The 14,318-nt window shown below is 57.0% G+C and carries 9 protein-coding genes and 2 pseudogenes; 9 read left to right on the top strand and 2 right to left on the bottom strand.

The window, feature by feature from the left end; all coding sequences use genetic code 11:
• Positions 1–15: 15 nt before the first annotated feature.
• The 3 genes and pseudogenes from M4NBBH2_RS12370 to M4NBBH2_RS09270 all read left to right on the top strand — a co-directional run.
• A pseudogene (locus M4NBBH2_RS12370) lies at positions 16–174 on the top strand (maltose acetyltransferase domain-containing protein); the annotation flags it as partial.
• A 234-nt stretch (positions 175–408) separates the two neighbouring features.
• A pseudogene (locus M4NBBH2_RS12375) lies at positions 409–558 on the top strand (DapH/DapD/GlmU-related protein); the annotation flags it as partial.
• Between the two features lie 619 nt (positions 559–1,177).
• Positions 1,178–2,119, top strand: coding sequence for an MBL fold metallo-hydrolase (locus tag M4NBBH2_RS09270; protein WP_116270711.1), 942 nt, complete (start codon positions 1,178–1,180; stop codon positions 2,117–2,119).
• Between the two features lie 501 nt (positions 2,120–2,620).
• Here M4NBBH2_RS09270 and M4NBBH2_RS09275 read toward each other — a convergent pair.
• The gene (locus M4NBBH2_RS09275) at positions 2,621–2,824 is read right to left on the bottom strand and encodes a hypothetical protein (protein WP_116270712.1); all 204 of its coding nucleotides are present in this window, start codon (positions 2,822–2,824) and stop codon (positions 2,621–2,623) included.
• A gap of 883 nt (positions 2,825–3,707) precedes the next feature.
• Between M4NBBH2_RS09275 and M4NBBH2_RS09280 the strand changes: the two genes are divergently transcribed.
• The 5 genes from M4NBBH2_RS09280 to narI all read left to right on the top strand — a co-directional run bounded on the left by M4NBBH2_RS09280 (position 3,708) and on the right by narI (position 11,548).
• The gene (locus M4NBBH2_RS09280; RefSeq protein WP_116270713.1) at positions 3,708–4,991 is read left to right on the top strand and encodes an MFS transporter; all 1,284 of its coding nucleotides are present in this window, start codon (positions 3,708–3,710) and stop codon (positions 4,989–4,991) included.
• Positions 4,992–5,079: 88 nt separating this feature from the next.
• Positions 5,080–8,772: a nitrate reductase subunit alpha gene (locus M4NBBH2_RS09285; protein WP_116270714.1), complete on the top strand. Its 3,693-nt coding sequence runs from the start codon at positions 5,080–5,082 to the stop codon at positions 8,770–8,772.
• 39 nt (positions 8,773–8,811) lie between these two features.
• The gene (gene narH, locus M4NBBH2_RS09290) at positions 8,812–10,266 is read left to right on the top strand and encodes a nitrate reductase subunit beta (protein WP_116270715.1); all 1,455 of its coding nucleotides are present in this window, start codon (positions 8,812–8,814) and stop codon (positions 10,264–10,266) included.
• Positions 10,267–10,278: 12 nt separating this feature from the next.
• Positions 10,279–10,842: a nitrate reductase molybdenum cofactor assembly chaperone gene (gene narJ, locus M4NBBH2_RS09295; RefSeq protein WP_116270716.1), complete on the top strand. Its 564-nt coding sequence runs from the start codon at positions 10,279–10,281 to the stop codon at positions 10,840–10,842.
• Position 10,843: 1 nt separating this feature from the next.
• Complete coding sequence (gene narI, locus M4NBBH2_RS09300) at positions 10,844–11,548, top strand: respiratory nitrate reductase subunit gamma (RefSeq protein ID WP_116270717.1); 705 nt, start codon at positions 10,844–10,846, stop codon at positions 11,546–11,548.
• A gap of 717 nt (positions 11,549–12,265) precedes the next feature.
• Here narI and M4NBBH2_RS09305 read toward each other — a convergent pair.
• Positions 12,266–13,306: a helix-turn-helix domain-containing protein gene (locus M4NBBH2_RS09305; RefSeq protein WP_116270718.1), complete on the bottom strand. Its 1,041-nt coding sequence runs from the start codon at positions 13,304–13,306 to the stop codon at positions 12,266–12,268.
• 163 nt (positions 13,307–13,469) lie between these two features.
• Here M4NBBH2_RS09305 and M4NBBH2_RS09310 point away from each other — a divergent pair, with 163 nt between their 5' ends.
• Positions 13,470–14,096: a pyridoxamine 5'-phosphate oxidase family protein gene (locus M4NBBH2_RS09310; RefSeq protein ID WP_116270719.1), complete on the top strand. Its 627-nt coding sequence runs from the start codon at positions 13,470–13,472 to the stop codon at positions 14,094–14,096.
• The last annotated feature ends 222 nt before the right edge of the window (positions 14,097–14,318 follow it).

Below are 14,318 nucleotides of genomic sequence, written 5' to 3' on the forward strand. Positions count from 1 at the left end.
GAAATTTCAATGGCAATGACTGAACTTGAGAAGCTCGACGCGGGTCTTCCTTATGACTTTATGGATCCGGAAGTGGATGGGAGAAAGCTGCATGCGCTTTCCTGCGCCCAGAAGCTGAATGCCATTCCGATGCAGAACGCTGCGGAACGCGAAGCGGCTGTCCGTGAGCTCTTTGGTTCCTGCGGCAAGCATCCGACCGTGCTACCGGTCTTTAATTGCGACAACGGTCTCAATATTCATGTGGGTGATGAGTTCCTCGCGAACTACAACGTCACGATCCTCGATATAGCTCCGGTCACGATGGGGAACAACGTGATGATCGGACCGCACACGCTGATCACGTCGGTCGGTCATCCTTTGTCTCCCGCTGCCCGTCGTAAGCACATGGGCATTGCGAAGCCCGTCAAGATAGGGAACGACGTCTGGATCGGCGGCAACGTGACGATTCTTCCTGGCATCACGATTGGGAATAACGTCGTTGTGGCGGCTGGCGCTGTCGTCACGAAGGACGTCCCGGATAACTGTGTTGTCGGCGGCGTGCCGGCTCGTATTCTTAAGAACATCGAGAACGATGTGGATGACGCCGAATAAAACGACGAATAGTTTTTATTGAGATCCTATGTGTTTCTGATAGATCCTAATAAATCCTAATAGGATCTAATAAAGCAGTATGAAGACGATCAGATACCTCCTCCAGGGATCTGATCGTTTTTTCTTGGGATCTGATCGCGGGGAAAGTTTTTCTGCCTTCTCTGAATCCTCTGCTGTTCCCCGGTCTGACCTGGCGTCAGAGCTTTAATAAGACCTTCTGATAGTTTTTTCATAGAAACTATGCGTTCCTATCAGTTCCTATTAGAAGCTAATAGGTTTTCCGTCAGTACTGTAAAGCGCCTGATGGCGGAACCGTGACAGAAATGACTGCTGATGCCGGGTGGATTCAGGGCCGGTTCATGACAGTTTTTTTCATTCATCGTTTATTCGATATTTTTTGATAGCTTCTGATAGAACCTAATATTTCCTATCAAAAACTATCAGAAACTAATAGCAAATAATAGAAGCTGATAATTCATCCGAAGACGACCAGAGTACTGTGAGGACTCTTTTTTCAGGCAAGGTTTCACGGTTCCCACTCTCCGGTCTAATATCACCGTATCAGAGACTCTGAAGTGAGCGTGTTATGAGCCAGCCTGCCTTTTCACGCCGTGTGCTGCTGTCAGCCGCCGCGGCTGCCGGTGCGGCTATCAGTCTGCCGTTCGGAGCGGAATCGAAGGAAAGTACGACTATGGATAAAAAGGACATGGAAGGTATCAGGCATTACGAGTTCGGTAATGTGACTGTTACCTCAATTTCTGACGGCACGCGTGCTCAGGATCCGGGGCTTTCTCTCGCGTCTAAAGAACGTATCGAGGAGCTGGTCCGTCAGAGCTGCCAGACCCCGGATACGCTCGAGCATTACGTCAACGTCTTCCATATCAAGAGCGGCCGCCGTTCGGTTGTGATTGATACGGGGTACGGAATCGGAAAGGGTCTCGCACTTACGCGGCTTTTCTCAGAAGTGAAGCCCACTACGATCACGGACGTCCTGATCACTCACTGCCACCCGGATCACATTTCAGGTCTCACGCATAACGGAGAGGCCGCTTTCCCGAAAGCAAAGGTCTGGGTCCCGAAGACGGACTATGAGTTTTTTACGGGTGAGAGCGTTCCTGAGGAAACCCGGAAAGCTACGGCTGAGTTCTTCGCCCCGTACGAGGAAGCCGGTCATCTGAAGCTGATCGATAAGGCTGAAACGCTTTTCGGTGACTTCTCCGCTGAATTCCATCCGGGACACACCCCGGGGCACGCGTTCTTCGTGCTCGATACGGAGCAGGGTGAGATCGTATTCGCCGGTGACGTTGCTCACGTGGCCGCGGTTCAGTTCGCGGATCCCACGATTTCCGCTCGCTACGACATGGACCCGAAGCGCGCCGCGGCCGAACGTATCGATCTCTTCACGGAACTCGCGGAATCAACGCATCTCCTCGCGGGCGGTCATCTCCCGTTCCCGGGAATCGGACGCGTGAGAAAGTTTGGTTCCGGCTTTGAATTCCTGACGCTCCCGTATCGCGACCGCCTCTGACGTACAGCGGATCGCTTCGCGATTAATAGCCCTGGATTCCGGTATTGCCGGTCCGGGGCTTTTTCGTTGTCTCTTTCTTTATTAGAGGATCTATAAAAACTGATAGCAGCTCCATAAGCTCTCATAGTTTTTGATAGGAACTATCAGGAGCTAATAGAACTTATATAGAGAGCGTGTGAGAGGGGGAGCAGGGATTGACGGGGCGCGGCCTTTGATCAAACCGGGTGAACCTGCATCTCAGGCCGAATCCTCTGATGAGCTGAGCAGGAGGAGAGAGTAGAAGAGGCCGCAGAGCTCTTCTTATATATGAAGAGGGAGGCCGGAAAGGTGTTCCAGCAAAGCAGCCCCGAAGAACAGGTAGTGATCCGCTAATAGAGCCTCACTAATTTCTATTAGCAGCTATGAGTTTCTGATAGATCTTTCTGAACCGCTATCAGGAACTCATAAAATTTTTTTGAAGAGCCTCTCAAAGCGAATCTAATTAAGAATCACTTCATATACTTATGCGAGAAATATAAGTGCCAGAAGCACGAGACCGAGCACAACCACGCTTCCCGCGAGAAGAAGCGTCGTGCTGCAGCCTTTGACTGCGTGGATTCCGCTGGTGTCAGCCGGGGTCTTCGTTTTCTTACCGCTCGCTTTATTCGCGATGTAAGTTCCCGCAATCAGACCGATGCCGATCAGGATGATGAAGTAGGAAGCCAAGGGAAGGATCCTCCGTGTTTCCGAGGTTTTGAGGAAATCAAATAATGAATCTTAAGCTTTGCCATACGAAATGGCAGGCTGAGGCAGAAATTTCCGACACACAGATACGCAGAAAAACAACGTCCGTCAGCCCATGGCTGTAGCTGATAAAGGTGACACCGGAATGGCTAAGGGGTCAGCCGCCCGAATGATCTGAAGACGGGCGCTGAAACCGGAGACCTTCCGGAACCCTGCAGAATCGGGGCTTCGCGAGGGACAGATAAAGATGGTGCTCTTTACCACTATTTTTTGTCCCGTGAAGCGGCACCCCCATGTCCATGGGATGCAAAAAACGGGCTAGGTAGTTATGGGTTTCCCTAAGCTACTCCGAAGTGGACTCTGTCAGATAGTCACTTCGGATGATTGGGCATCTTTGATATGAGTCTTTCGGGCTCAGGTCTAAGACTGAATAAAAAGATGCATTTGCCCTACAACTTTAAAAAGTAGGTAGTAACGGCGTTATCCGGGGCCGAGGGGTCAGTTTTATCAAATAATTGTATTTAAAGAAATAATGAGCGTATACCTGTATGAAATGGGTACACCCTTTCGTGTAGGGGACTAGTCATCCGGCTGTGAGAGGGTGGGGACGGATTAGCCCGTTCTCCATATTTCGTAGCCAATAGCCGTTACTTAGAATGCAGGCGTTCCATGAAGTGCCCTAATTCCCAAATAAATCAGGGGATTTAGGGGTTTTTTACTCTTTGCGCGAAACCCTTGAAAACAGGGGCTTTGAGTAAAGAGAGGGCGATTTCCCCAAAAACACACATGAAGCGTCTGATCTCGGCTGAATCTGGAACTCCTCGCGGTTCCGCTCCGGGCGCTTCGCTATAAAAACCAATCAGATATGAGCAAAGAAAACTTTCAGCTGATCGGGTCTCCCAACCGGGCCCTTCTCGCAGCAACCCTTGGCTTCTTCTTTGGCGCAATGTCGATTTCCCTTTTCGGGCCGACCGCTAAGGCCCTGACGGATGTCATGGGTCTTACCCCGGCGGAAGTGGGTCTTCTCGTTGCCGTCCCGTCGCTTTCGGGCTCTCTCCTTCGTATTCCGTTCGGCGCGTCTGTTGACGTGAACGGCGGCCGGAAGTCTTTCAACTTCCTCATGCTTTGCTCCGCGATTGGCCTGATCGGTCTTTCGATCCTCTTCTCCACGCGCTTCCCTGAGAACATGGCCGGTCTCTACCCGGTGATCCTGCTCCTCGGCTGCCTCGCGGGCTGCGGTATCGCGACGTTCTCTGTCGGCGTGAGCCAGATCTCTTACTGGTTCCGCAAGAAGGACCAGGGCTTCGCCCTCGGCGTCTTCGGCGGTCTCGGTACGGCCTCTGCCGGCGTCCTCGCCTTCTGTCTGCCGCTGCTCCTTAAGGGCATCGGCTTCGTGAACGCGTACCACGTCCTCACGGCGGTTCTCATCATCGGCGGCATTCTCTACGCGGTGATCTCCTGCAACGCCCCGTACTTCCAGCTCCGTAACCACGGCGTTTCCCACGAGGAAGCGAAGGAAGCCGCGGTTGAGCACGGCGAGGAACTTTTCCCGACCGGGAACATTGTTGAGTCTCTCAAGATCTCTGCCGGCATTCCGCAGACCTGGCTCCTCGTTCTCACCTACTTCACAACATTCGGTGGATTCATGGCTCTTACCGCCTGGTTCCCCACCTACTGGACCCGTGCCCAGGGTCTTGAGCCGATCACGGCCGGCGCTCTTACCGCTATCTTCTCGATTCTCGCGGCTCTGATGCGCGTCCCGGGCGGCAAGTTCGCTGACAAGGTCGGCGGTCAGAAGGTCTGCATCGGCGCTCTCGTCGTCGTCGCTATCTCCTGCGCCCTGATGAACCTCAACCTCCCGTGGTTCGGCACCTTCCTCATCACGATCGTGATCGCTGTCGCTTTCGGCTTCAATAACGCCGCTGTGATGAAGCTCGTCCCGGTCTATGTGGCCAAGTCGGTCGGCGGTGCCTCCGGCTGGGTCGGCGGTCTCGGTGCCTTCGGCGGCTTCGTCTTCCCGATCATCCTCGCCGCTGTCGTTACCGCTTACGGCAACGCCGGCTACGGTCTCGGCTTCCTTGTCTTCACTCTCTTTGCAATTGCAAACATCGTGCTTAACTGGCTCGGCATGATGCGTAAGGCCAACTAATAGCCTGAAAACCACCCCCATCGGTTCCGGCACGTGTCAAACGGGACGTCGCAGCCCGCAGTGCCGGAACCTTCAGGAGAACAAAAAAATGACTGATGCCTTTTCTAATCTTCGCTACTTCAGCGCCCAGGATCACGCCGCGCGTGCCTGGGAAAAGTTTTATCGCAATCGCTGGCAGCACGATAAAGTGGTCCGTTCCACGCATGGCGTGAACTGTACCGGTTCGTGCTCCTGGAAGATCTTCGTTAAGAAGGGAATCGTGACCTGGGAAATCCAGGCGACCGACTACCCGGATAATGGTCCGGATATGCCGAATCACGAGCCGCGCGGCTGCCCGCGTGGCGCTTCTTATTCCTGGTACCTCTATAACTCGGGCCGCGTGAAGCACCCGATGATCCGCCGCGAGCTGCTCGAGCTCTGGGAGAAGGCGAAGGAGAAGGAAAAGGACCCGGTGAAGGCCTGGGGTTCTATCGTCTCCGATAAGGAAAAGGCAAAGTCCTATAAGAAGGTCCGCGGTCTGGGCGGCTTTGTCCGCATGGACTGGAATACGGCCTACGAAATCATGGCCGCCGCGAACATCTGGACCACGAAAAAGTACGGTCCGGACCGCAACGCCGGTTTCACCCCGATTCCCGCGTTCTCGCAGGTTTCTTACGCCGCCGGTATCCGCTACCTGTCGCTGCTCGGCGGCACGTCGCTCTCCTTCTACGATTTCTACTGCGATCTTCCGCCTGCCTCTCCCCAGACCTGGGGCGAGCAGACTGACGTGCCTGAAAGCCAGGACTGGTTTAACAGCGCGTTCCTGATGCTCTGGGGCTCCAACGTCCCGGTGACGCGTACCCCTGACTCTCCCTTCATGACCCAGGTGCGCTATAAGGGCACCCCGGTTGTCGTCATTTCTCCTGACTATTCCGACGCGTCGAAGTTCGCTGACGTGTGGCTCGCTCCGAAGCAGGGCACGGACTCCGCGCTCGGCATGGCGATGGGCCACGTGATCCTGAAGGAATTCTTCGTGGATCGGACGACCCCGTACTTTGACGAGTACGTCCGCAAGTACACGGACCTCCCGTTCCTCGTGAAGCTCGAGGAACAGCCGAACGGTCAGTACTCCGCGGGCCGTCTGCTGCGCGCCGGTGACTTCGCCGATAACCTCGGTCTCGACGACAAAGAGCGCCCGAACTTCGCTCCGGTTCTCCGTGATACCGAAGACCAGCTCGTGATCCCGAACGGCACGATGACCACCCGTTACGCGGGCAAGGGTCAGTGGAACCTGAAGAACGAAGACTGCCGCACCGGCCGCAAGTTCACGCCTGAGCTCTCGCAGAAGGATCACCACGACGAAGTGGTGGAAGTCCTCTTCCCGTACTTCGGCGGCGCTGAGTACAAGAACCCGAACTTCGCTGCCACGGCTCACGACTCCCTGATCTCGCACAAGGTTCCGGTCCGCCGCATCGACCTCGGGAACGGCAAGTCGGTCCTCGTCGCGACGACCTTTGACCTGCTCCTCGCGAACTACGGCGTTGAGAACGGCTACGACGATCCGAACTGCGCCCGCAGCTACGCGGACGATCTCCCCTGCACCCCGAAGTGGCAGGAAATCATCACGGGTGTTCCTTCTGAACGCGTCGTGCACGTCGCGCGCGAATTCGCGAAGACCGCTGAGAAGACCCGCGGCAAGTCGATGATCATTATCGGTGCCGGTGTGAACCAGTGGTTCAACACCGACATGACGTACCGCGCCGCGATCAACCTCCTCATGCTCTGCGGCACGATCGGCGTGAATGGCGGCGGCTGGTCTCACTACGTGGGTCAGGAAAAGGTCCGTCCGCAGGTTGGCTGGGCTCAGCTCACCTTCGGTCTCGACTGGATCCGTCCGTCCCGTCAGATGAACACCACGAGCTTCATCTATATGCACGCCGACCAGTGGCGTTACGAACGCGTGAAGACGGGGGACCTCGTCTCGCCGCTCGCGAAGCATAAGGAAGACTGGAACAAGATGTCGCTCGTCGACTGCAACATCCGCGCTCAGCGTATGGGATGGCTGCCGACGGAGCCGGAATTCGAGCGCAACCCGCTTGACCTCGTCCGCGAAGCGAACGCGGCCGGCGTCGCCCCGCGTGACTATATCGCGAACCAGCTCGGTTCCGGCAACCTCCACCTCGCGAGCGAAGACATCGACGGTGAAGGCAATTCCCCGAAGTGCCTCTTCATCTGGCGCGCCAACCTGATCGGCTGCTCCGCGAAGGGCATGGAATACTTCATGAAGCATCTGCTCGGCAGCGAGAACGGCGTTCTCGGTGACAACATTGAGCAGATGGGTGAGGAGCTGCCGCTCTTCACGAAGTGGAAGAGCGAAGACACGGTCGGGAAGCTTGATCTCGTCGCGACGATCGACTTCCGCATGACGACCTCCGGTCTCTACTCGGATATCGTGCTCCCGGCCGCCACCTGGTACGAAAAGGCGGACATGAGCTCCACCGATATGCACTGCTTCCTCCACCCGTTCTCGAAGGCTGTGGATCCGGCGTGGGAAGCCCGCACCGACTGGCGCATCTTCAAGGATCTCGCCCGCACGTTCTCGAAGCTCTGCGTGGGTCACCTCGGCGTTGAAGAGGACATCATGATGACCCCGCTCGCCCACGATTCGCCTGCTGAGACCGCCGCTCCGATGGAGCCGGTTGACTGGAGAACCGAAGGCAAGACCCCGATCCCAGGTGTCACCATGGGTAACCTTGTTCTCGTGAAGCGCGACTACCCGCACCTCTACGACATGTTCACGGCTGTCGGCCCGCTGCTCCGCGATAAGGGCGTCGCGCCGCACCAGATCGCCTGGAAGACGGGCGAAGACTACGAGACCCTCGGCGACCTGAACGGCCGCGTGGAAGAGGGTTACGCGAAGGGCGCTCCGAAGCTTGATACCGACATCAACGCGGTCAACATGATTCTCACGTTCGACCCGGCCGGCAATGGCGCCGCCGGACGCCGTGCCTGGAAGGGCCTTGAGAAGCTCACCGGCATACCGTTCGAAGAAGAAATGATGAAGGGCACGGGCTCCACCCGCTACACGTATGACGACCTCGTGCAGCAGCCCCGCCGTTCGCTCAATACCCCGATCTGGACGGGTATTTCGGACCGCGGTGTCGCTTACACGGCGAACTACGTGAATGTCCACAACCTGATGCCGTGGCGCACCATTACGGGCCGCCAGAGCTTCTACCTCGACCACACCTGGATGCTTGACTTCGGTGAAGGCTTTGTGGGGTACAAGCCGCCGCTCGCGAAGCACGAGATCGACGGCATGAAGGAAAAGCTCGGCATCAAGGATAAGACGCTCGCGCTGAACCTCCTCACCCCGCATAACAAGTGGACGACGCACTCCACCTGGTCCGATAACCTCGTGATGCTGACGCTCGGCCGAGGCGGCCCGGTGATCTGGATCAGCGAAACGGACGCGGCGAAGCTCGACCTGAAGGATAACGACTGGATTGAAGCCGTGAACATGAATGGCTCGACGATCGCCCGTGCCTGCGTTTCGCAGCGTATCCCGGAAGGCGCGGTCTACATGTATCACAACCAGGGCCGTACTGTGAACGTCCCGCTCTCCCCGACGACGGGTAAGCGCGGCGGTCTCCACAACTCGATCTCGCGCATCTGCCCGAAGCCGACCCATATGGCCGGCGGCTATGCCCAGTTCTCCTTCGCGCTGAACTACATGGGCACGATCGGCGCGAACCGCGACGAGTTTGTGCTGCTGCGCCGTCTCGACCATGTCGAGTGGTAAGCCGATACCTGAGAACCATTTAGAGAATAAGGACAAACCATGAAAGTACAAGCACAGATCTGCATGGTGATCAACCTTGACAAGTGCATCGGCTGCCACACCTGCTCGGTCACTTGCAAGAACGTCTGGACCAGCCGCAAGGGTATGGAATACGCCTGGTTCAATAACGTCGAAACGAAGCCCGGCATTGGTTACCCGAAGAAGTGGGAAGACCAGGAGAAGTGGCAGGGCGGCTGGGAAGTGAAGGACGGGAAGGCGGTGCTGCGTCACGGCAACCGCCCGACGATCCTTGGCAAGCTCTTCAGCTCCCCGCGTCAGCCGGAAGTGAAGGATTACTACGAACCCTTCACGTTCGACTTCGACACCCTGAAGCAGAGCCTTCGCCGCAAGACCGCTCCGACCGCGCGTCCGTACTCGATCGCGACCGGCAAGCGCATGGACAAGGTGGAAGACGGCCCGAACTGGGAAGATAACCTCGCCGGCCCCTTCGCCGCCCGTTCCGCTGACCCGAACCTGAAGGGCACGGACACCGTGGGCTACGAAGAGTTCGAAGCCTCCTTCATGTTCTATCTGCCGCGTCTCTGCGAGCACTGCCTGCATCCGTCCTGCGCGGCGTCCTGCCCGAGCGGCGCGATTTATAAGCGCAGCGAAGACGGCGTGGTGCTGATCGATCAGGATAAGTGCCGCGGCTGGCGTCAGTGCATCTCCGCGTGCCCCTATAAGAAGATCTACTTCAACCCGGCCCGCAACAAGTCCGAGAAGTGCATCTTCTGCTACCCGCGTATCGAGTCCGGCGAACCGACGATCTGCAGCGAATCCTGCGTCGGCCGTGTCCGCTACCTCGGTGTCGTGCTGTTCGACGCTGAGAAGATCGAGGATTACTCCGCGGCTCCCGAGAACGAGCTTTATGAGCGTCAGCTCGACCTGATTCTTGACCCGTTCGATCCTGAAGTGCAGCGCGCCGCCCTCCGCGACGGTATCTCGCAGAACTTCATCGACGCGGCCCAGAACTCGCCGACCTATAAGCTCATGAAGGAGTGGAAGATCGCCTTCCCGCTGCATCCGGAATACCGGACGCTCCCGATGGTGTGGTACGTTCCGCCGCTCTCTCCGCTCGGCCACCAGGACGTGCCGGAGCAGTTCTTCGCCGGCATCGACGACATGCGTATTCCGCTTGAGTACCTCGCGCGCCTCCTCACCGCTGGTGATCAGAAGGTGATCCGTGAGGCTCTCGGGAAGCTCGTCGCGCTCCGTATCTACATGCGCGGGAAGACGCTCGGTGACGAGATTTCGCCCGATATCCTCGAAAAGGCCGGTGTCACGCCTGAGGAACTCACCGCGATGTATAAGCTCCTCGCGATCGCCGACTTCAAGGATCGCTTCGTGATCCCGACGGCTCCCGCGGTCCGTGAGGAAGCGGAACTCTTCGCTCTCCGCACCGGTCTCGGTTTTGAAGGTGAAGATAAGGAAAACGGTCTCTTCGGAGGCCTCTAAAGAGGCGATCGTATGATCAAAACCTACCGAATTCTCTCATCTCTTCTCGATTATCCCGAGCAGGAGCTGTGGGAAAACCTGGGAGAAGTGGAGCCGCTCGTGGCGGCCGACGGGATCACGGAAACGGGTCCTGAGTCGCCGCTCGGCACCTTCCTCTCCTGGGCCAGGGGTTTTAAGTCGCTTCGCGAATGGCAGGCGGAGTATTCGAGTCTCTTTGACTCGAATTCCGCCGAGAGCCTCTATCTCTTTGACTTCGTCTACGGCACGAACCGTGACCGGGGTCAGGCGATGGTGGACCTTCGCGAGAGCTACGCTGCAAGCGGCATGGACTGCAGCGCCTCTGAGCTTCCGGACTACGTCCCGCTCTTCCTCGAATTCGTGTCGGCGCAGCCGACCGAAGAGGACGCCAAGCGGGTTCTCGCCGAGGTGGGCGGTGTCCTTCGCATGATGGAACGCCGCTTCATCGACCGGAAGCACCCTTACGCACCGCTCATTACTATTCTCCGGACGCTTTCCGGTGCGGCACCCCGACTGGTGACCACGGAAAAGATTGCCATCCGAGCAGAGGACAATTGAAATGGAACAGCAAATTTCAGCCACCACCGCGTGGATCTACAGCGTCTTGTTCGCTTACCTGCCGTACGTCGCGTTCGGCATCTTCATCGCGGGTCTCATCTGGCGTATCCGCCACGCGAACCCGACGATCCAGGCGCTTTCTACTCAGTTTCTGTCGAACGACAAGATGATCAAGTGGGGGAGCCCGCTCTTTCACTTTGCCGTGATCGGCGTGTTCTTCGGCCACATCTTCGGTCTGCTCGCTCCTGAGCCCCTTTACATCTGGCTCATGAGCAACGAGACGAAGCGGCTTCTCGCCATCATCATGGGCGGCGCCGCTGGTATCGTCGCGTTTGCCGGCATCACCCTGATGATGATCCGCCGTTTCTCGAACGAGCGCGTCTCTGTCCGCAGCAGCTTCGCGGATAAGGCGATCGTCGTGCTGATCTTCGTTCAGATCCTTACGGGGCTGCTTGGCACCTACGTGACGAGCCAGAGCCCGCTTGAAGCCTACATGACGATTGACCACTGGGCTCAGGGTCTCTTCATCTTCAAGCCGGATAGCTGGATTCACCTGCTCGACACCTCGCTGATCCACAAGATCCATATCCTGCTTGGCTTCCTGATCGTGATCGTGTTCCCGTTCACGATGCTCATGCATATGGTGGCGACCCCGATTCAGTATCTCTTCCGCCCGAATAAGGTGATCAATAACGGCAGCCTCTAAACGCTGCCCGATCCCGGCCTGAAGGGGAGGCCGGGGAAGAACTGAGAAAAGCGATCCGTGTAAAAAGCGGATCGCTTTTTTATTGCCTCGGGAAAAGTGGAGGAGGGTAGAGAAGGGGGACTCTCCTGACCTGAGGGAGTCTCCGCTTCCTGAGGTCCCGCGTCTGAACGAAGGCTGGACGATTAGGTGACCCCATGGAGATGCCCGGCCGGCGGGGATCTCCTCTGGGATTGAAGTGCTGTGGGTACGGTATCCGTTATATCTAGAAAGCGGAAATCCGAGAGGCGGAACCGCAGGAACCCCGCCGATCCCGCAACCAATGCTCTTCAAATCATTGAAATTCCCCTTTTTCTATGAGTTTCTGATAGTTCCTATGAGTTTCTATGAGGAACTATCAGCATCTATCAGAAAAAGGAGATGAAAAAGACGATTTCGCCTCTTTGGGTACGGTAAACGTTATAACAGGGGAAAGTGGCAGGAAACTCCTGAAGATTCCCGGAAACCGGGGATCTTCATGAAACTGAGGGTGGTTTTATCTCTCAGATGCTGCAGGAAAGAAGAATCGGAATCCGAAAAATCACGGAAATCCACCGAAAACCGCAAGATATGGGGGTCTTTGTGAGATCTGTCCCGATATGACGGAAAGCGTACCGAAAAATCAGAGGGGAAAGCGATCGTTCCAGGTACGGTTTCCGCTGCACCAGAAGCGTGTCAGTTTCAGGCCTCCCCGTCCTTTCGATCTTTTGAGAAGCTGGTATCGACGGTTTCGGCATTCCGCCATTCGCTCGGCGTCGCGCCGTACGTCTTTTTGAAGACCCGCCCGAAGTGCGTGAGGCTCGCGAAGCCATTATTTTTCGCGATTTCTTCGATCGTGAAGGCCCGTGAAGCGGCGTCCCGGAGCTGCGTTGAGGCGCGTTCCAGCCGCAGCGCGAGAAGCCGGTTCATGACGGAGCTTCCCGTCTTCCGGAAGAGGTCCGAGAGATAGCGGGAGGAAACCCCGACCTCGCGCGCGATGTCGTCCGCGCGGATTTCTGGATCCGCGATGTGCTTATACATCGCGTCAACCGCGCAGGCGCGGAGGAAATCCTGATGCGACGCGAAAGATTTGTCGTTCCCCGAGAAGCTTTCTGAGAGCACGGGGCGGAGGGCAGCGGAGAGCGTATCGCAGTAGTCCTCGGCCTCTTCCGGTGTCATGTCTCCGAGGTAATCGTGCACGGCCCGGAGCACCGCGAGGAAACAGCGTTCACGCGCCGTTTTCCCGAGGATCGGGAGCACCTTGAAAAGCGCCGCCTGAAAGCGGGTCCGCGCGTGAAAGTAGTTGCTCGCGACGAGAAGCGAAATGCCTTTCGTGTCCTTCACCGCGGCGTATGTGATGTCTTCCGTGGGGTCGAAGAGCAGCGCTTCGCCTGGCGCAAGCCTCACGGTCCGGACGCCATTCACCGTAATCGTGAAGGTACCGGATGTCGGCATCATGAGCTTAATGAAGCTGTGGTAGCGGTTCTTTCGGATGCTGTAGCGAAGTGTCATCGCGTCGGTTTCAAACGCCGCAAGACGCGCCACTCCGCACCGCACGAGGTGAAGCGAGTACGTGTACGAGCGGACGCCCTTCTTCACGCGGCAGGCGTGCCGGTCGACGTCATAAAACCGCTCATCGAGAAAACCCATGAAAGACGCGAAATTCTCGTCGTTTGTCCGTCTCGGGTCACTCTTCCGGGTCTCTGTGCTGAATTTCGGCGGGCGTCTGCGGTCCTCTGCCATGGCACTCTTCTCCTATCGATAAAAGAGGAACTGATATCGATCTTTTCAGCACTCCATCATAAGCCTCAGGTTTGAGGAACGGAAGCGTTTTTCCTACATTGGACTCAGGCGGAAGGAGAACACTCCTCCGCTAAATACCTGAAACCATTTGGAGAGAATAAAAATGACCAATCTTTCCCGCCGCACCCTGATGAGCGTTGCCGCTCTCGCTGCTCTCGCTCCTGCCGCGAACTCCGCTTTCGCCCTGGATCCCGCGAAGAACACGAAAGATATGCCGATGCGGAATCAGAAGTTCGCGCTGACCCGTGAAGAGACGCTCGACGTCATCCGCCGCACCGATCACGCTGTGCTGTCGCTCGCTGACGGCACCGGTGAACCCTACGGTGTGCCGATCACCCCGATCCTGCTGGACGGGAAGATCTACTTCCACGGCGCTGGCATGGGCGACGGCCGCCGGAACGCCGACATTCAGCAGAATCCCCGCGGCTCGATCTGCTGGATCGCTCAGGACCGTACGAATCAGCCGAAGCTTTCCGTTGACTTCGTGTCCGCCATCGCTTCAGGCCCCATCCGCATCATCAAGGACAAGGCTGAGAAGACCGCGATCATGCGTAAGATCCTCGAACGCCACACCCCGAGCGTTGACATCAATAAGGAAATGAACGCCCGTCTCGAGAAGATCGATAAGTACACGAACGTGTTCGAAATGAAGATCGAGCACCTGACGGGCAAGGCGAAGGATCTCGGCTACCTCCGCTTCTTCGGCCACAACCGTCCCGCTCAGAAGTAAGACGGTCTTCAGCCAGGATCTGATCGCTGACAGGGCATAAAGACTCCCAGAACCTCTTGTCAGATCTCTCTCCCGGTTCCTCACGCGGCACCCTCTTGAGTCTGGTGATCCAGGCCGCGCGAGGAACCGGATCAGATTCCGGCAGGTCCCAGGTCTGAAGGTTCTCATTTCTCTCCCTTTGAACCGCCTTCAGACAGAGCCCCCCCAAAAAAGGCGCGCTGC

Origin of the sequence: Mesosutterella multiformis (assembly GCF_003402575.1) — a bacterium.
Lineage (GTDB): Bacteria > Pseudomonadota > Gammaproteobacteria > Burkholderiales > Burkholderiaceae_F > Mesosutterella > Mesosutterella multiformis.

What these genes read in the sequence shown, in the direction of transcription:
- M4NBBH2_RS09270 (WP_116270711.1), top strand. Translation starts at nt 1,178, where the DNA reads ATGAGCCAGCCTGCCTTTTCACGCCGTGTGCTGCTGTCAGCCGCCGCG.
- M4NBBH2_RS09280 (WP_116270713.1), top strand. Translation starts at nt 3,708, where the DNA reads ATGAGCAAAGAAAACTTTCAGCTGATCGGGTCTCCCAACCGGGCCCTT.
- M4NBBH2_RS09285 (WP_116270714.1), top strand. Translation starts at nt 5,080, where the DNA reads ATGACTGATGCCTTTTCTAATCTTCGCTACTTCAGCGCCCAGGATCAC.
- narH (WP_116270715.1), top strand. Translation starts at nt 8,812, where the DNA reads ATGAAAGTACAAGCACAGATCTGCATGGTGATCAACCTTGACAAGTGC.
- narJ (WP_116270716.1), top strand. Translation starts at nt 10,279, where the DNA reads ATGATCAAAACCTACCGAATTCTCTCATCTCTTCTCGATTATCCCGAG.
- narI (WP_116270717.1), top strand. Translation starts at nt 10,844, where the DNA reads ATGGAACAGCAAATTTCAGCCACCACCGCGTGGATCTACAGCGTCTTG.
- M4NBBH2_RS09305 (WP_116270718.1), bottom strand. Translation starts at nt 13,306, where the DNA reads ATGGCAGAGGACCGCAGACGCCCGCCGAAATTCAGCACAGAGACCCGG.
- M4NBBH2_RS09310 (WP_116270719.1), top strand. Translation starts at nt 13,470, where the DNA reads ATGACCAATCTTTCCCGCCGCACCCTGATGAGCGTTGCCGCTCTCGCT.